We start from the raw sequence: 17,918 nt of genomic DNA, 5'->3' as shown, positions 1-17,918 counted from the left end.
TAGTTTTAGCTCCCAGATGAATCTGTAGAGTAAATCTAAAATCTAAAATCTAAAATCTAAAATCCCCTGGCTGGCGCACCCTAGGTTGATATCCGAGCTAAGTTTGAGGTGGTTTGTATCCTCTTTCTAGGGCAAATCTCACAAGCTGAGCACGATTTTCTAACTGTAATTTGCTGAAAATGCTGCCTAAATGAGCTTGCACAGTCCGGGGGCTAATAAACAGCCGATCGCTAATTTGTTTGTTAGTATAACCCTGGATAACCTCCCAAAAAACTCTTTCTTCGGCTGGTGTTAAAGGCAAAGGTGCAGGTGGTGGCAATACTGCCACAAATTGTGGTTCCACCGCCCTACCGCTAGAAGTTTGCAGCAGTCGGACAATTTCGGCGTGAATCCGGTGAGAGCGCTCTAACTGCGCTTTTACCTTGGCTAAGATTTCTTCAGACTGAAAAGGTTTTACCAGATAATCGTCACCGCCGATCGCATGACCTTCAACTTTTGACTCCAACTCGCCTTGACCCGACAAAAATATAAAGGGGACTAATTGTCCCAAACGGGTAGTTCTCAAACGGCGACAAAACTCAAACCCGTCCATTTCCGGCATCATGACATCTGAAATTACCAAATCTGGGGGGGCATTTTCAAAAATCGAGAGCGCCTCCACCCCTGAATTAGCGCATTCCACCCGATATCCTTGACTTTCCAGGTACATTGCTAAGACTGTTTGACAGTCTGCTTCGTCGTCCACCACTAATATTCTTTCCATGACAGGCTTGCACCAATTCCAGTTGGACAGTTTTTGAAACTGCCAGTCCCAAAGTAGGAACTTAATTGAGTTTACCTCCTGCAACTTGATAAAGGCTCGCAATTTCAACACGCCACACTTTCTCAAATCGTCCGATTAGGGGCGCCTAGCGCATAAAAGGGGAAGCAGTAGAGCAATATGGGGAACAATCTCCTTCTTTGACTCGCCTATCATCAAAAGCTACAAATTTTTATGAGGAAGCGTCCACTTTTCTGCAGAAAATAGAAGGTAAAAGAAAGAATTTTATCCTATTAAACAGAAATCTTAGTGACACTTATACTATTCCTAGACGCGACATTGAAAGGTTTTTAGATTTTTCTGGTTCGGACACAGGTACAAAAGGGACAACGCGACCAGGTGCTGCTGAGGGCGGCCCGAACAAACTCGGGGCGGCAACCAACATACTTTCAATTATCGCCGCTGGTTCGGGGCGACTGAACAGATACCCCTGCATGATATCGCACTGATGTTGTTTCAAAAAATCTAGTTCTGCTTCTGTTTCCACTCCCTCAGCAATTACGGTCATATTCAAACTGTGACCCAGTAAAATTACTGCTGTAGTAATAGCAGCATTTTGAGGATCTTCGTTGGCATTACGGACGAAAATTCGATCGATCTTTAAACTGTCAAAAGCAAATTGCTTAAGATATCCTAAAGTAGCGTAACCGGTGCCGAAGTCGTCAATAGCAATCCGAATTCCTAGAGCTTTTAGTTGGTTTAAAGTAGCGCCTGCTACTGTCGCATTTTCCACCAAAGCGCTTTCGGTCATTTCTAATTCTAAATTAGCAGGCTCTAAACCTGTAGTTTCCAATATTTGCACGATTCGCGCCTTGAGTTCCGGGTCGGACAACTGCCGGGCCGACAAGTTTACTGATATTGTAAAGGGCGAAAACCCCGCCGCCAGCCAACTAGCGGCTTGAGCGCAAGCTGAAAGCAGTACCCACTCGCCAATCTGAATAATTAAACCTGTTTCTTCTGCTAAGGGAATAAATTCGCAGGGAGAAATTATACCTCGATCGGGATTTTGCCAGCGCACTAAAGCTTCGGCGCCGATAACTTGGCCTGTCGCAATATTCACCTGGGGCTGATAATATACCTGAAACTCGCCTTGTGCCAAAGCGTGGCGCAGCAAAGCTTCGAGAGCAAACTTTTCAGGAGAGAGAGTCGTAACCTTGGTGGAGTCGTTAACTAAATCTTTGAGTCTGGCTTCTGCTTGGCTAAGCGCGACTGTCAGCGGTTGAGTAATAGTTTGCCGTTTCAAGACGCGAGAAGCAATGGCTCCCAGCAATTCAGCCTTGGTAAACGGCTTTGTCAGGTAATCGTCGGCTCCCAATTCCATCCCGCGACGAAAATCGGTTTTGTCACTTTGAGCCGTGAGGAAAATAAATGGAATTGTTGCAGCTAGCGAGTTTTGCCGCAGAGTCCGCAACACGTCATAACCGTCGAGTTCCGGCATCTGCACATCGCACAAAATTAAATCCGGTATCTCCGAAAGTGCCATCTGCACTCCAACTCGACCGTTCTCGGCCGCAATGACCCGGTAGCTGTGAGATTCCAGGAGTTGCAGAAGAGTTTCCCGGATTAATTCGTCGTCTTCAATCACCAAAATTTTGAGCATGATACTTAGATAACAGATGGCACTATATATCTGAACCTGACTAACTCTAGCATACTCAAACTAGGGAATTAGTAATTGGGCCAATTAGCCAATAAATGATTAGCCAAATGGCTGAATATTTTCCCTCGGTTCTTAAGTCACAATCAAAGAACTGCCGAAATTGGGAATATCTCGCTCTCTTTCAACAGCAGAAAAGGGCTGCACCCGACTCCTTTGATAAACTTTTATGACAAAATTAGCAATATTTCTCATAAAAAAATTTAGCGAACAGTTTCAGTGCGCCGATGGCGGAAATTACTCAGGCTATCACTTATATGATGTCCGGTTAATTGTTGATAATTAGCCCGTGTTTTTACTGACAAACTAGAGTTTTCTCTCAATGGATGAATCAGGACAGGATGCTGCATCCTGATTCATCCAAACAAAGATACTTGCTTTCAGACAACAGTCGTGGAGAGATCAAAATTTTAGATTAAGGTTCAATCTCCCAGATTCATCTGTGAAGTAAATCTAAAATCTAAAATCTAAAATCGACAAAGGGATAACTTAACTAGGGATCGCGAATTAAATAACTTACAATTTTAATTGTTATTGTGGGATGGGCTCTTATAGCCCGTCTTTTTTGGACGGGCTATAAGAGCCCATCCCACTTTCAAGAGTGGAAGTTATTTAATTCTCATTCCTATGGTTCTATAACCGGAAATCCTATTATCCACGGCCTTAATTCACAGGCTTAGTGGAATTGGCGCAAAATTTTTCATCTACAATTGCAGAAGTGATACTGACAGCGTGCATGGATGATGACGGAATTATCAGGTCTCGCGGAACTACCCTGGTCTTTTTACAAACCAGCTCGCTACTGCCTACAGAGGCAAAGTTCCAAGCATAAAATTCGGGAGTGCTGACTGTCGCATTGGCCGGATGTAAACCTAGTGCAGTCACCAATACTAATCCCAAAGTCACTAAAGCTACGATCGCGAATCTCAGCATATTCTTTGTTTGAACCCGACAACTTATCTGATTGGTATTACCTTATTATTGCCTGGGTGGATAGAGAGCGTCAATCGATTTTAGATTTTAGATTTTAGATTTTAGATTTTAGAGGCGACCCCACGGATCAATTCGGGGGATCCTTTATCGGATACAGGTGTTTTATTTCTGGACGGATGAATCCGGGAGCTTGTATCCTGGATGCTCGATCGTCAATAGCAGTTATTCTGCCGTCAGATTCAACTCGTAAGCGATCGGCTCAGATGCTTGAGAAACTACCACAAATTCATAAAAACCAGTATCATCCAGCAATCCCGACCAACTCAGCCCTTCTGCATCTTCCAGCAAAGCTCGCGCGCCCTTTGTCCGCCCTGGAGTATAAATTGACAGTAGGGTAGATTTGCGCGGGGCTTGCAAATTCACGCGCAAAGTTTGATTTTGAGCCAACCTGGCAATGTAAGCTTTCCCTTCTCCGGGTTTGAGATTGCCTGTGAGGCTTTTGCTCTTCGATAGGCGGTCAAATTCGACGCTTTCGACAGTTGATCCAGCTTGTAAGGCTTCGAGTTCGTCGGCGGTAATTGCTTGCCAAATTTGTCCGATCGGCTTCCCGATGAGATTGCGATCGCGCGGCTGTTGTGGAAACCAATAAAAGAACCTCGCATCAGCCAAATCGTACAAAGCCCGACTGCTCAAATTCAGCTTGTTAACCTCTGTTTTCCAGCGATCGATATCAGTGGTGTCGTAAGTGCCCAACCGTGCTCTAGCGTCGCTGCTGAGATTTTCCAGCTTATCGAGCAACTCGTCGCCGATTTTCTGCCACCTTTCGCGCCATTGGCGATCGTCATCGCCTTCTTTTAACAATCGTCCCCCCAATTCCGGGTATTTGGCATAGAAAGTCTCGTCCACAAGGTTGACGTAACCGCTATAGAATCGATCGTCAATTTTGAGCTTGACAAACCGATCTTGCAAAGCATCTTCTTGCTGCTGCTTCGGGTTTGAAGGCTGGGAAACGTTCTGCAATTTTGATTTCAGATTTAACAAAGAATTGCCCGCCAACCAGCCAATTCCCCCCATACTTGAGAGCACCGCCACCACAAACAAAACCATTTTCCAAGCAGGCATCTTTTGCTGATTGCCAATAGCAGCAATTCGCACCGGAGTTCCCGGCAGTTTTGGCACGGGGGCGGGCACGGGTATAGGCGAGAGATCCGGCGGCTGCGCGAGCCCAAAATCCGGGGCTGGCGGCAAAGGTGGCTGTAAAGGCGGATTCCCCGAGAGAGCGAGCATTACCTCGCGAGCCGAGGAGTAACGCTGGCTCGGCTGTTGAGCAAGCATTTTATCCAGCACCAGGGACAAATTCGGAGACAGAGAACATTCCGATCGCCAATTCCAATTCAGCGTCTGGCTGTCGAGCAACTGATGGGGTTCCTTCCCCGTCAGCAACACCAAAACCGTGGCCGCCAGAGCGTACAAATCGCTGTGGGGAGAGACGATGCCCATCTGCATCTGTTCGACGGGAGCATAGCCGAGCTTGCCGATGCGAGTCGCGGGGGCGGGAGTGCCGTTAGCCTCAGCGAAAAGAGACTCTACGGTGGCGGCGACTTGTTTTACTCCCCCAAAGTCGATCAGCACGGGCATCCCGTCAGAACTCCGCAGAATCAGGTTGTCCGGGGAGATGTCGCGGTGAATCACTCCTAGAGAGTGAATGTATTCGAGTACGGGCAAAATCTGCTGCAGCAATTGATTGATTTCTGCTTCTATGAACCGCAAACCCTGACGCTTGCGGGCGTCGAGCAGAAAGCGGTAGGTTTGGCCCGGCACGTAGTCTTGGACGAGAAATAGGTAGCCTCGATCGCTGATACTGACGCGGAAGAGTTCGCGAAAGCGGGGGATTTGATTGTGTTGCAGCTTGTAGAGCACTCCCGCTTCCCGCTCGAACAGTTCCTCGGATTTTTGTAAAGCGTAACTTCCGTGTACTTGGGGCGCAAATTCTTTTAAAACGCAGGGTTCGTTAAATCGGTGGGCGTCTTCAGCGAGGTAGGTGCGCCCGAAGCCTCCGTGTCCCAATTCGCGGACGATGCGGTAGTGGTTGTTGAGAGTTATGCCGGGGTAGATGGGATTGTTCATGGGAACTTGCTGCGTCGGATTTTCACGCTTGACTGAGACTGGGAGTTTTGGGCGATCGCTGAATTAATCTTGACATACTGTGTCAGTGTTTATTAGTCGATCGGCAGCTTGGTCATCACCTGCGGTTATTGTTAAAAAAGCGGTTTCCTGCTATAGAAGTTTATCGACTGCGCCAGCATTTCGATCGACCTCAAAGTGTGTTCAAATTTTTAGTGTCGAGCCCAATGTGCGATCGGGTGTTAGCGCTACTAATTGAATTTTGAGCGATCGAGGTGCAAAATACGCATTTTAAGGAGCAAATCATGCAGCCAGAACAGCGTCAGCGAGCAATTGGGGCGTTTGAAGAGTTTTTGAGAGCGCCGCTTGAGGAACGATTGAAACACCAGCAGAATCGAGTTGCCGAATCCGGGGCGATCGCGCTTTTTCAAAGAGTCGCGGCCACAGTACCAGCTTACCAGACTTTCCTAACTGAACATAACATCAATCCCGCCTCAATTCAAACCTTTGAAGACTTCCAAAAATTGCCGCTAATTACCAAAGAGAATTATTTACGCTGTCACCCGCTACCTCAGTTGTGCTACCAGGGCAAATTAGAAACTTGCGATTTCATTGCTGTTTCATCGGGTTCCACAGGAAACCCGACATTTTGGCCGCGTTTTATCAGCGACGAGTTGCAAATTGCCGCTCGTTTTGAACAAATATTTCACGACAGTTTTTACGCCGACAATCGCTCAACTTTAGCTGTCATTTGCTTTGCGTTGGGAACTTGGGTAGGCGGAATGTACACGGCAAATTGCTGCCGCTATCTAGCGAGTAAGGGCTATCCAGTTACAGTTGTGACACCTGGGAATAATAAGACTGAAATATTCCGAGTTGTGCAGGAACTTGGGGAGCATTTTGAGCAAGTAGTTTTGTTGGGATATCCGCCATTTATCAAGGATGTGATTGATAGCGGAATTGCTGGGGGTGTGGAGTTGCAAAAATATCGAATTAAGATGGTGTTTGCGGGGGAAGTGTTTAGCGAAGAATGGCGGAGTTTGGTGAGCGATCGCACTAATTCTGACAATCTATATTACAACTCGGCGAGCCTTTACGGTACGGCAGACGCGGGCGTTTTGGGCAACGAGACACCGCTGAGCATTTGCATCCGCCGCTTTTTAGCAAACAATCCCGAAGCTTCCCGCAATTTATTCGGGGAATCGCGGTTGCCAACGCTGGTGCAGTACGATCCGAAAAGCCGCTTTTTTGAAGTGAATAATGACGGCACGCTATTATTTTCTGGCGACAACGGCATCCCGCTAATACGCTATCACATCTCCGATAACGGCGGTTTAATTTGTTACGAAGCAATGCTCAATTTTTTGGCTGAATGGGGATTTAACCCTGTGGCACGTTTGCAGCAAGCAGCAGCTATGAAAGTTTCTGATTTCCCCAGAGGAATTCGCTGCTTGCCATTTGTCTATGTATTCGGGCGATCCTCTTCGAGGGCTTCGCTAACGCACTTTACCGTTTCCTACTTCGGTGCTAACATTTACCCGGAAAATGTCACCGTAGGTTTAGAAGTTCCCAAGATTCGGGAATGGGTGACGGGAAAATTTGTACTGCAAGTCAAGGAGGATTCGGATCAAAATCGGTTTTTATCGGTGGTTGTGGAATTAGCACCGGGGGTGGAGGGCGACGCGGAGATGCAGGAGGCGATCGCATCTTCAATTCTCGCGCAATTGCGGCGGCTAAACAGCGAATTTGCTAATTATGTGCCGCCAGAATATCAGTTACCTGTGGTGACATTAACGGAGACGGGCGATGCGGAGTATTTTCCGATTGGGGTGAAGCACAGATACACGCGGCAGTAAGTAGTTTGAATTGATGAGCTATCCGTTTTCAAAAGTCTTGTGTTATTCTATAATTAGGGTGACATTTGATGGTTCAGCTTAGAATAGAATATGCCAGCCCAAGACATCTACCACAATAATGTCAGAACAGCCCTAGAAAAAGATGGGTGGACGATAACCAAAGATCCCCTACCCTTAAAAATTGGCAAACGTACTCTCAGCGTCGATTTGGGTGCAGAAAAACTATTTGCTGCCGAAAAGCAAGGTCGCAAAATTGCTGTAGAAGTCAAAAGTTTCGTGAGTGCTTCACCAGTTCATGACTTAGAACAAGCTGTTGGACAGTATATTGTTTACGAAGATATTCTACAGCGAGCGGAACCTGAACGGATAATATATCTGGCAATTCGTGCAGAAGTTTATGCACAAATTTTTTCTGAACCTATCGGGCAGATTTTGTTAGAGAACAAGAGATTTAAACTAATAGTTTTTGATTCATTAAAGGAGACAATTGTCAGATGGATAGACTAGATGAATATCGCCAAATTATTCGCAATGTTTTAGATAGTTATGCCCAGATTTCTTACGGACACGGAGAAATTAAAAGCAGCGTTATTGTTGACAGCGAACAAAACAATTTTTTACTAATGCACGATGGCTGGCAAGGGCCTAAAAGAATTCACGATTGTATCGTTCATGTGGAAATTATCGACGGCAAAATCTGGATTCAACACGATGGTATAGAAACGGGAATTACTCCAGAACTTGTAGAATTAGGAGTGCCTAAAGACAAGATAGTTTTAGGGTTTCATCCGTATCATGTTCGGCAACATACGGGATATGCGATCGCCTAAACCAGCTTACAATACAGGAAACAGGTTTTCATATCTCTGCCGACTATTCTGAAAGCCCGATCGCACTTTTTGCCGAAAAGCGCGATCGAACACCAAAAAATTCGTCTTTAACTATTAGCAATTATCGTTTTATTGACCGTCAGTTTGTCTGAGAGCCGCCAGAATTTCCGGTCGTTTCATGCGCGCGTAGCCCCGCACTTTCCGGTCTTTGCCGATCGCCTTCAAGCCTCTCAGCGAAAGACTTTCGTAGTCATCCTCTGGGGACGGGGGCGGAAACGGCAACTCTAACTGCAACTGCGGTAACTGAGGTTTTTGCTGTGCTTTCGACTGCTTTTTCTGCTGCGTTTTTGACTGCTTTTTCGGCGGTGCATCTGGCTGTCTCTCTGAGTTAGTCGCTGCGGCTCCCAGTTGGCGGCGGAGCGTTTCAATTTGATTTTTCAGGTCATTTTCTACCTCTTCAATGGCGTCGGAGACAAACTGATTAATTGTTTGGACTGTCCGTTCTAATTTTGTTGACAGCAGTTTTTCCAGTTCATCCAACTGTCTCAAAGCACCTTCAAGATTTACCTCAGAAATAACAGCCGATGTTGGCGGACGGTTGCTGCTCGATTGTTCAACTTTTTTAGCCATTTTATCTACCTTTTCATGAAATGCTTTTTCCACTTGTTCGAGCAAATGCTTAATCTGTTCTATTTGGTTACGCTCAAAGTTCTGCTCAGTTAGAGCTTTTACGTGTTTTTTTAGCAGGTCTTCATTTTTTTTAACAGATTGTTCTATTTGTTTTGTTAGACTATCTACCTTTTTTTGAAATGATAGCTCTAATTGTTGCAGTAGAGTCTCAATTTGTGCAGTTTTCTGAGTCGGTTGCGGAGCTAAATGTTCCATTTCTGCTTGAGCAACAGCTACCTCCTCGTCGGTCATTTCAAATACCCACGCCCACATTTGCTCGATGCCGAGTTCTTTAGCAACAATACACCAATCTGAGCCGCAGACAACTTCATATTCTTCTTCGTTGCTGTAAGCTTCTGTAGGGCGTACAATTAAAGGAATCAAGTTGCTGCCTTGCTCGATCAGACTTCTCCTGAGAGCTTCGCGGCGTTCGCGAGGAATTTCGCCCCGATGAGGCTCTGGTACTGCAATTTGGGAAGTGTAAATCTGACTGTGACTAATGGGCTTAATCCGCAAATATTCAACTATTCGGTTTTGATCGGACGATCGATCCATCTTGTTACAAGTCCCCTTTTGTCATTAAAATCTGGTGTTTGGGTGTTTATGTATATCTACGCGGCTTCCCGTGGGGTGACATCCCTGACGATGGCGTCGGGCCCTCGCCCGTGCTACGGCAAAAGTTACTGCAATTCCTAAAAAAAGCGACTGTGATGAGTTTAACTGCCTGTGGGACACCAACGATCCACTGCTTTACTCATCTTTACTTATTTTGGAGTAGAGACTCACTGAGTCAAAGTTGCCAGTAGCCGCAGGATTTGCGAGTTATGAGTATTTTTGCCACTTGTCAATTATTTTAATCATTGTTTTGTCGGTTAACCCTTTAACACGTTCCACCACATTTGCAAATGAGACAAACGGCCGCGCATCTCGCTCTTTGAGTATTATTTGGATTACTGGAAGCTTCAATCCAGCATCTTTCAAATTAGCCGACAGTTGATTTTTCTCTAAAGTATTGAGTGCTTCCAACAGCGACATTGATTCGGAAGCTACGTTGGCAAATTCTGGTATCCTCTCTACCACCAGTTTTTCGGGTGGCGAGTCTGCTTTCAACTCATTAATTCTGCTTGCTAACCCAGATTCAACTAACAGAGGTACTTGTTGTAAGATTCGGTTTTCAATTTCTTGTATACTCTGCGCTAAAACTTGTTGTTCACGGGCGTATTCGGCTTTTAATTCATTGATTTGAATTGCAAACAAGGCTTGAATATTCGTTAGTCGCTGTTCTAAACTAGATGAATCTTCGGTAGTTTCATTTTCACCTAAATGAGGGACTTCGACCAAAGAAACCGGGTTTTTTATGGAATCTGCGGGCGGCGACGAAGTATTTTCGTACAAAAACCCGGTTTCTGGGTTCTCAACTAAATTTTCAGTTTTGGCTGATTTCCTCAGCGCTTGAACTTGCTCTAAAAGCAGTCCTTCATTTTCTGGTTCAAGAATAAATGCTCCGATTGTCTCGCCTTTTTGAGGGTGAATTTCCCTGGCTTTCGCAGCAGCGTAGTATTCAAAGTCTCCGTCTACTATCTCGTAGGCATCCATACCGTTGCGGCGGACAATTATGGGGTTGATCAATCCTCCTAATTCTAAAATCAGTTGCGCCAGTTTCTCCAAATCCGGCTCTGCAAAATTGGAACGGGGCACTGCGGATGTAATTTTTTTAACTGCAACCAGTGACGGAGATAATTTTTTCATTAGTTTTTACCTATTTTTTCCAAAACTTCGAGTGCTAGCATTTCAAATTCTTGGGATGCGATAGAATCAGGCTTAAAGTCTAGCACTGAAATCGGATCGGCGATTTCCATATTTCCCACGATTTGAAATTGTTCTGCACACTTTGCTAAATCGTCTCTCTCGTAAATTACGCTGTCCATGATTTCAAAGCCGTAGCGTTTGGGAATTGCCTCCCTCCGCTTGGGCAAACTGTACTGTACAAATTTAGCATTAGTTGAAATTTTGCAAGGGAGGACGCCTAAAACTTCTAGTGGTTTCTTGCCAATTTGTTTTTTGAATCCGTTAACTTTTTTGATAAAGTCCTTGACATTAATCAGTCCTTGATTGGCAAAAGGTTTTAAGTCAGAAGGAATAATTAAATAATCCGCCGCAATTAGGGCAACTCTAGCATAAAAATTCAAAGAGGGCGGCGTATCGATCAGTACAAGATCATATTTCTCCTGTACTTCTGCTAGTTTTTGAATTAAAATCATTCGGCTGTAATCTAGTTGATTTAGTTCCGTTTCATATTGCATTAAATCAATATGGGAAGGAATCACATCTATTTCGGGATGGCAAAAATTAGACTTGCGAGCTACTTCTGCGATGGAGAAAAAGTCTTCTGATTGCAAAACTTGAAGAATATTATTATCTTTCAAATCGTCTTGTTCTTCATCCTCAAATTTAACTAAACCTGTCGCAAAGGTTGTATTCGCTTGACTATCTAAGTCAATCACCAAGACTCTCTTACCTTTCTTGCTCAGCGCCGCAGCTAAATTGACTACTGTTGTAGTTTTGCCAACGCCGCCTTTGTTATGGTAAACTGCAATGATTTTCATAATATTTTGAGTTTTTTGGGGAACGGTTACATCGGATTTAACTTGAGGCTTAACTGGATTATTTTCAGGTATTTGTTCCGGTTCAGAGATTTGACTTGGCTGAGCTTTTGCGGTGGCGGGATTGTGGGGCTGTACTGGGACTTCGCTAATTAACTCAGGACTAACCAAATTAATTTTATTATCTTCCAGTTCTAGATGAACGGGAGTTTTTATAGGTTTTAAAGTATTTCTGCCAATTAAAGCGATAATTTCATCAATTCTATTTTCAAGGTCTTGTCCAGCACACTTAAAGACTAGCTGAATATCATCGGCGACTCTTTGGTAAATTCTAATTTCTTTACCGTTAGTTATGAGTCCGTAGCGGATGCTCAAACTTGTTAAATAGCGATTGAGTTTTCGCAGGTGGCGGTCTAAATTTTCCTTGGGATGTTTAGCCTCCATGACTACACTCATCGGTGAGTCTGTCTCGACAACTATGGGGATAACTTGGGTGGCAAATGAGAGGAAGTCTAGACGAATATTCCCAAATGCTATTTCTTGGTGCCAAGTGTCGGGGGTATAGCCTAGTTTTGGTAGCAGATAGCTGACAATGAGTTTGCTTTCTACTTCGCTTTCGTTGCGACAGTTATTGGGATTGAAAGTCATTCGATTTTAGATTTTAGATTTTAGATTTTAGATTGGGAATGACTGATTTAATAATGGTAGGGATTGTGAGATTGACAGTAGGGCGCGCATTCCGCACCTTACAAAGGCTACGGATTGTAATATCGAAAAACCCGGTTTTGTTTGAAAAACCGGGTTTTTAGGGGATTAATCGCGTTTCAAACTTACTTGGTTTGAGCGTTAAATTCCTGCAATGTTTGATAGCCACCAGCGGGATTGTACAAGTGACAGTTGTCGGCAATCCGCTTCATTAAAGACCAAGAAAATTCTGTTTCGTAGAGATGATCTTGCCAGTTTTCCTTTAAGCTGCTGTGGGCGAGGCGCAAATTGTACCAGGGAATAGCAGTTGAAAGGTGGTGGGGAACGTGGACGTTAATGTCGTGGCACAGAAACTCTACCCAGCGGGGATAATCGCAGTGAACTGTTCCCGATAGTTGCGCTTGGGCTTCGTTCCATTCTTCGGGTTCTTTAAATGAAATGTCTGGTGCTGTGTGGTGGACGATCGTAAAAGTGCTCATCCAGAAATGGTAAACCAGCCAGGGCATCAACCAAAATTTGACAAATCCCCAAATGCCTGTGGTTGCAATTAAAATCGGAAATCCGATCGCAGCACCGATTAAAACGACAAAAACTGAAAACCGCACTTGTTCTTGTTTCTGTTGACCTTTGAACCGCCACCACATAAAGTGTACTTTTGCCCAGTGGGCGATCGAACCGATCCACCACATCCGACCGAAAATTAAACTATAAGCTATTTGTAAAGCCTTGGGAGCAGCAGCGTAGTCTTCTGCTGTCATCGGCTGCCAAGCATTATCCTCACCAAGTTTATTGGTGTGCTTGTGGTGGTAATTGTGGCCGTGCCGCCATGCGTGAAACGGATAAATTAACGGCAGAAAAGCAATATGTCCGACTAAATCGTTTACCCAGCGGCGGTTAGCAAATGACCGGTGCCCGCAGTCATGGCCGATCACAAAAAAACCGGTTAATCCGGTGCCTGTGAAAATCCACATTAGGGGCAGTAGATACCAAGGCGATACTGCTAAGCCCCAATAACCAACAGCAACGAGTAAAACGTTGACGATTACTTTTGTCCAAGCTTTGCGGGGGTTTTTGACGAATACTTCCCGCGGCAGGGTTTTGAGAATATCTTTGAGGCGCAGGTTGGAGGTGTCACTTGCGGATGTCAAATTTAGTGGTTTTTCGATCGATGCTGTCATAAATTGATTTCGATTCTCCGTATGCCATGACGATGGCTTAACAAAATTAGCGCATAAAAAAGCGCAGTAAAATGTCAGCTCGTTGCCAGCAAGCAGCAGACGAGTTGAGCTGTAGGCAAGCGCGTTTTAGCAAATGCTAGCGATCGCTATCCGCAGTTAGGAATTTCTAGCACTTTTGGCAAAAAACACTGCGGGTAGCAAAACATTCGTTTTTATAACACAGGGGCAGGACAATTAGCATTAGGCGCTATTGTCTGCTAATTGCTCTTGCTGCCAGAAATCGGGCCCTGAGCCGGCAAGCCAGCGATCGACCGTTGCTGTTTGAGGCTTTGCACTTCCAGCAGCAAGGATTCGATTTCTGCTTGCAAGTGCAGGAACTTAACTTGCTGATCTGCTTGGTAGGGGCACTTTACCAAATCTACTTTGCGGGCAAAAGTGGTCGATAGGGTAGAAGAACTAGCCATTTCGGGATTGCTCGCGGTGACTTGAGGCCGGGAAAGAGTGGATGAATTATTTGACATTAGTAATTGAGTAGACATATCTACACATTCACACCATTAAGTTACTTTAACCTGAACCGATCGTATTAAACATCAAATTAACCGATCGAGCTAAAATTAGTGTAAATTCCTTAGCCATTGCCTAAAACCATTGACATCGTGACCCTGATTCTACCTGCTACTGACTCTGCTCCTAACTCTGCAGCCCGCGCCGCCGAGCCCAAACGCTACGGCTGGCCCGGCTTGATCGAAGCTTATCGCCCCTACCTGCCGGTGACTGAAACCACGCCGGTAGTCACTCTCCAAGAAGGCAATACTCCTCTGATTCCAGCACCTGCGATCGCCTCTCTCATCGGTAGAGACGTGCGCGTCTTGGTCAAATACGACGGCCTCAACCCCACTGGTAGTTTCAAAGACCGGGGGATGACAATGGCGATTTCCAAGGCAAAGGAAGCTGGTGCCGAAGCTGTAATTTGCGCCAGTACCGGCAATACTTCGGCCGCCGCCGCCGCCTACGCCAGACGCGGGGGAATGCGAGCTTTCGTGTTGATTCCCGAAGGTTACGTGGCTTTGGGCAAGCTGGCGCAAGCTTTGCTTTACGGTGCGGAAGTAATTTCGATTGGCGGAAATTTCGATCGCGCCTTAGAAATTGTCCGCGAAATGGCTGTCAATTATCCGGTGACATTGGTCAACTCCGTCAATCCTTACCGCTTGGAAGGTCAGAAAACCGGCGCTTTTGAAGTGGTGGACGCTTTAGGCGACGCCCCCGACTGGCTGTGCATTCCCGTGGGAAATGCGGGAAACATCACAGCATACTGGATGGGTTTTTGTCAATACCACCAAGCCAAAAAATGTTCGCGCTTGCCGCAGATGATGGGATTTCAAGCCGCCGGGGCTGCACCGTTGGTAACGGGCTCACCGGTATCGCACCCAGAAACCCTGGCGACAGCAATTCGGATCGGCAACCCTGCTAGCTGGAAACAGGCGATCGCAGCTTCCGAAGCCAGCCGCGGCAGTTTTGCTGCAGTCACCGACGCCGAAATTCTCGACGCTTACCGTTTGTTAGCATCGCAGGAAGGAATTTTCTGCGAACCGGCGAGTGCAGCTTCTGTGGCCGGTTTGCTGAAGGTAAAAGACCAAGTTCCGACTGGGGCGACAGTAGTTTGCGTGCTAACTGGTAACGGTTTGAAAGACCCGGATACCGCAATTAATCACAGCAACAATCAATTTAAAAGTGGCATTGCTCCGACTTTGGATGCAGTAGCTGGGGCGATGGGATTTTAAGAAATTAGTTGACAGTTGTCAGTTGTCAGTTGTGTTCTTTGTGTCCTCTGTGGTTCCTTTAAACTAAGATATTGCACCGGCGGTCAACAACCTGTAGGGGCGGGTTCACCAGCAATATCTAACAATTACCAACAATCTGAATAAACCCGCCCCCACCCAACAGTAAATCGCAATCTACCTCTTTTAACATACAAGGGGCGGGTTCACCAACAATATCTAACAAGTACCAACAATCTGAATAAACCCGCCCCCACCCAACAGTAAATCGCAATCTACCTCTTTTAACATACAAGGGACTGCTTACTCAATAGCTTTCAAGGATACCAAAAGACTAAAAAACCCGCCCCCACCCCGCGCGAAAGTCCTCGATTGATATTGTTGTAAGATATCAGTTTAAATTCACATCTTGCACCAATAAAAGAAACAGGCTTTCCGGCCTGTTCCACAAAATATAAATTGTCTTGTGGAACAGGCCGGAAAGCCTGTTCATAAAAGGCTAATTGAGAATGGTGCAACATCTCAGTATCAATAAACTCCTGTGATATCACTTTTTTATCCATAAACTCAGCGAAACAATTTTGTCATTATCTTATGACTAGCCCTACTGCAACCCTGTTAATTGCCTGTCCCGATCGCAAAGGACTTGTCGCCTTACTTGCCAATTTTATCGCATCCCACAACGGCAATATCATCCACGCAGATCACCATACAGATTTTACCGCCGGATTATTTCTGAGCCGGCTAGAATGGCAATTAGATGATTTTGACTTAACCACCGAACAAATAACACCTGCTTTTAGTGAAATTGCCAAGGACTTACAAGCCAATTGGCAATTGCATTTCTCTCATAAAATTCGACGCATCGCAATCTGGGTCAGCCGTCAAGATCACTGTTTATTAGACTTGATTTGGCGACAGCGATCGCAAGAAATTAGGGCTGAAATCCCGCTGATAATCAGCAACCATGAAAATTTAAAGCCCATTGCCGCACAATACGGTATCGACTTTGAGTATATTCCCATTACTAAAGACAATAAAGCTATTCAAGAAGCACAACAGTTAGAAATTCTTAAGAAATATAAGATTGATTTAGTAGTTTTAGCTAAATATATGCAAATTTTGAGTCAAGACTTTATCATAAATTTTCCCAATGTGATTAATATTCACCATTCATTTTTACCCGCGTTTGTGGGTGCAAATCCCTACGAAAGGGCTTATGAAAGAGGGGTAAAAATTATCGGTGCAACAGCCCACTATGTTACACCGGATTTAGATGCTGGCCCGATTATCGAACAAGATGTTGTGCGCGTCAGTCACCGCGATGAAGTGTCTGATTTGATTCGCAAAGGTAAAGATTTAGAAAGGGTTGTGTTAGCAAGAGCGGTGCGATATCATTTACAAAATCGTGTTTTAGTTTATGGCAATCGGACTGTGGTTTTTGCTTGAAAGTTAGGTATCATATCAATCCTGGTTTGTTACTCCTTCGATCGCTCGGCGAGTGAGATTAATTCCGGTGTGCGATCGCAGTGCAGCGAATCCCAAAGTTTGCTCAGCTTGATATTTTGCATGAGTTGTGATGCTGTTAAGATTTTCCGTTGTCGTCTTGTTGCGATCGCCTTTCGACCAGTTTTCGCAAAGAGCGGCGCATACGACGAGGTTTCGGAACTTTACCTTCACGCTGCTGGGAGCGATCGCCATCTGTCTCTTCGGTTCGATCGTGGAACAAAATGTTCCGCGTGGGATAAGGCAAATCGAGGTCGTTTTCCACATATAGCTTTTTTTTAATAGCACAAATTACCTTGTCGCGCGATCGCAAATCGTCAATTCGGCGCGGCGGAGCAATCCACCACCGAACGCGGATATTGACGGTACTTTCTGTTAACTCCATCGCCAGCACATCGGGTGCAGGAGCTTTCAAAACCTCCTTCAGGCTGTACACTGCTTCCAGGATTAACTGCTTGGCGTGGTCAATATCGTCGCCGTAACCAATACTAATATCGTATTCCATGCGGCGTTTATCGAAAGCAGTATTCACAGTCACCGTATTCGTAAACAATTCGGCATTAGGAATGACAATCCGCCGACCATCATAGGTTTCGATTGTTGTAGCGCGCGTCTCAATATTTTCTACCGTTCCCTCAAAGTTTTTAAACACAATTTGGTCATCGATTCGGAACGGTTCCGTCAACAGAATTAGGATACCTGCTAAGAAGTTTTGCAATATCTCGCGAAAGGCAAAACCAATCGCCACCCCGCTAATTCCCAGCAGTTGCACCAAATCGCCAGCTTTCAATGTGGGAATTATAATCGAAAGAGAAATAAACAGACCAACTAGAACGATCAGACTCTGGGCTAACCGTCCTAACACCAGCCCCAAATTTCGAGCTTGGTGGTGCTTGCGGGTAACTCGCCTGACCACTCTCTTAATTTGCCTACCCACAAAGTAAAAAATTGCAAAGACAATTAACGCCAGCACAATATTAGGCAGCATGATCAGAAAGCCGTCGATCATGCTCTGAATCTTTTTCCAGACTATGGATATCTCTGCCTTCATGAAGTTTCCTCGCGCATCAGTCGTTGTCGATAGTAGTAGAATTTAGCTGGATTAAGTTCTATCTAAAGACTGTAGGTTGGTACGACGCGAGGAAGATTTTTTGGCAGTCCTCAAAATTTTGAATGCGGATTATAGGTTGGGATATACAGCGGATTCCAGGTTTATAAAGTACACCCCAGAAACCGGGTTTCTTCTGGATTTCTCG

16 protein-coding genes are annotated in these 17,918 nt (G+C 45.2%); 5 read left to right on the top strand and 11 right to left on the bottom strand.

Annotated features, from left to right (window positions below):
- Positions 1–97: 97 nt before the first annotated feature.
- The 4 genes from QUB39_RS01150 to QUB39_RS01135 form a co-directional block, all read right to left on the bottom strand.
- Positions 98–874: a response regulator gene (locus QUB39_RS01150; RefSeq protein ID WP_445243023.1), complete on the bottom strand. Its 777-nt coding sequence runs from the start codon at positions 872–874 to the stop codon at positions 98–100.
- Between the two features lie 202 nt (positions 875–1,076).
- Positions 1,077–2,420: an EAL domain-containing response regulator gene (locus QUB39_RS01145; RefSeq protein ID WP_333212390.1), complete on the bottom strand. Its 1,344-nt coding sequence runs from the start codon at positions 2,418–2,420 to the stop codon at positions 1,077–1,079.
- A gap of 720 nt (positions 2,421–3,140) precedes the next feature.
- The gene (locus QUB39_RS01140; RefSeq protein ID WP_333052807.1) at positions 3,141–3,410 is read right to left on the bottom strand and encodes a hypothetical protein; all 270 of its coding nucleotides are present in this window, start codon (positions 3,408–3,410) and stop codon (positions 3,141–3,143) included.
- 222 nt (positions 3,411–3,632) lie between these two features.
- On the bottom strand, positions 3,633–5,537 hold the full coding sequence (locus QUB39_RS01135; RefSeq protein ID WP_333212387.1) for a serine/threonine-protein kinase: 1,905 nt from the start codon (positions 5,535–5,537) through the stop codon (positions 3,633–3,635).
- 302 nt (positions 5,538–5,839) lie between these two features.
- Between QUB39_RS01135 and QUB39_RS01130 the strand changes: the two genes are divergently transcribed.
- The 3 genes from QUB39_RS01130 to QUB39_RS01120 all read left to right on the top strand — a co-directional run bounded on the left by QUB39_RS01130 (position 5,840) and on the right by QUB39_RS01120 (position 8,220).
- Positions 5,840–7,390: a phenylacetate--CoA ligase family protein gene (locus tag QUB39_RS01130; protein ID WP_333212385.1), complete on the top strand. Its 1,551-nt coding sequence runs from the start codon at positions 5,840–5,842 to the stop codon at positions 7,388–7,390.
- Positions 7,391–7,480: 90 nt separating this feature from the next.
- The gene (locus QUB39_RS01125) at positions 7,481–7,897 is read left to right on the top strand and encodes an element excision factor XisH family protein (protein WP_333052804.1); all 417 of its coding nucleotides are present in this window, start codon (positions 7,481–7,483) and stop codon (positions 7,895–7,897) included.
- Positions 7,885–8,220: a XisI protein gene (locus QUB39_RS01120; protein ID WP_333052803.1), complete on the top strand. Its 336-nt coding sequence runs from the start codon at positions 7,885–7,887 to the stop codon at positions 8,218–8,220. Before QUB39_RS01125 ends, QUB39_RS01120 begins: the two co-directional genes overlap by 13 nt.
- A 129-nt stretch (positions 8,221–8,349) precedes the next feature.
- On the opposite strand, the gene QUB39_RS01115 is transcribed toward QUB39_RS01120, so the two are convergent.
- From QUB39_RS01115 to QUB39_RS01095, 5 genes are all read right to left on the bottom strand, one after another.
- On the bottom strand, positions 8,350–9,444 hold the full coding sequence (locus QUB39_RS01115) for a Rho termination factor (modular protein) (protein WP_333052801.1): 1,095 nt from the start codon (positions 9,442–9,444) through the stop codon (positions 8,350–8,352).
- A 267-nt stretch (positions 9,445–9,711) separates the two neighbouring features.
- A complete protein-coding gene (locus tag QUB39_RS01110) occupies positions 9,712–10,638 on the bottom strand; it encodes a ParB N-terminal domain-containing protein (protein ID WP_333212383.1) in 927 nt (308 codons plus the stop codon).
- Complete coding sequence (locus QUB39_RS01105) at positions 10,638–12,140, bottom strand: AAA family ATPase (protein ID WP_333052798.1); 1,503 nt, start codon at positions 12,138–12,140, stop codon at positions 10,638–10,640. The genes QUB39_RS01110 and QUB39_RS01105 overlap by 1 nt, the downstream gene beginning before the upstream one ends.
- 182 nt (positions 12,141–12,322) lie before the next feature.
- Positions 12,323–13,375, bottom strand: a complete 1,053-nt coding sequence (locus QUB39_RS01100) for a fatty acid desaturase (RefSeq protein ID WP_333052797.1) — start codon at positions 13,373–13,375, stop codon at positions 12,323–12,325.
- 257 nt (positions 13,376–13,632) lie between these two features.
- Entirely contained in the window at positions 13,633–13,896 is a 264-nt protein-coding gene (locus QUB39_RS01095; RefSeq protein ID WP_333212380.1) for a hypothetical protein, read from the bottom strand.
- 138 nt (positions 13,897–14,034) lie between these two features.
- Here QUB39_RS01095 and thrC point away from each other — a divergent pair, with 138 nt between their 5' ends.
- Positions 14,035–15,159 (top strand): threonine synthase, encoded by a 1,125-nt coding sequence (gene thrC / locus QUB39_RS01090; protein ID WP_333272999.1) that lies wholly within the window; start codon positions 14,035–14,037, stop codon positions 15,157–15,159.
- A gap of 314 nt (positions 15,160–15,473) precedes the next feature.
- On the opposite strand, the gene QUB39_RS01085 is transcribed toward thrC, so the two are convergent.
- Positions 15,474–15,719, bottom strand: coding sequence for a hypothetical protein (locus tag QUB39_RS01085; RefSeq protein ID WP_333052793.1), 246 nt, complete (start codon positions 15,717–15,719; stop codon positions 15,474–15,476).
- 31 nt (positions 15,720–15,750) lie between these two features.
- Between QUB39_RS01085 and purU the strand changes: the two genes are divergently transcribed.
- The gene (gene purU, locus QUB39_RS01080; protein WP_333212378.1) at positions 15,751–16,605 is read left to right on the top strand and encodes a formyltetrahydrofolate deformylase; all 855 of its coding nucleotides are present in this window, start codon (positions 15,751–15,753) and stop codon (positions 16,603–16,605) included.
- 136 nt (positions 16,606–16,741) lie between these two features.
- Here purU and QUB39_RS01075 read toward each other — a convergent pair whose 3' ends face one another.
- Complete coding sequence (locus QUB39_RS01075; protein WP_333052791.1) at positions 16,742–17,713, bottom strand: mechanosensitive ion channel family protein; 972 nt, start codon at positions 17,711–17,713, stop codon at positions 16,742–16,744.
- Positions 17,714–17,918 lie beyond the last annotated feature (205 nt).

This window comes from Microcoleus sp. AT8-B5, from assembly GCF_036705565.1.
In the GTDB taxonomy this organism is placed as follows: domain Bacteria; phylum Cyanobacteriota; class Cyanobacteriia; order Cyanobacteriales; family Microcoleaceae; genus Microcoleus.
Note: the sequence above shows the minus strand (reverse complement) of the source record. Positions and strands in the feature narration are given on the sequence as shown.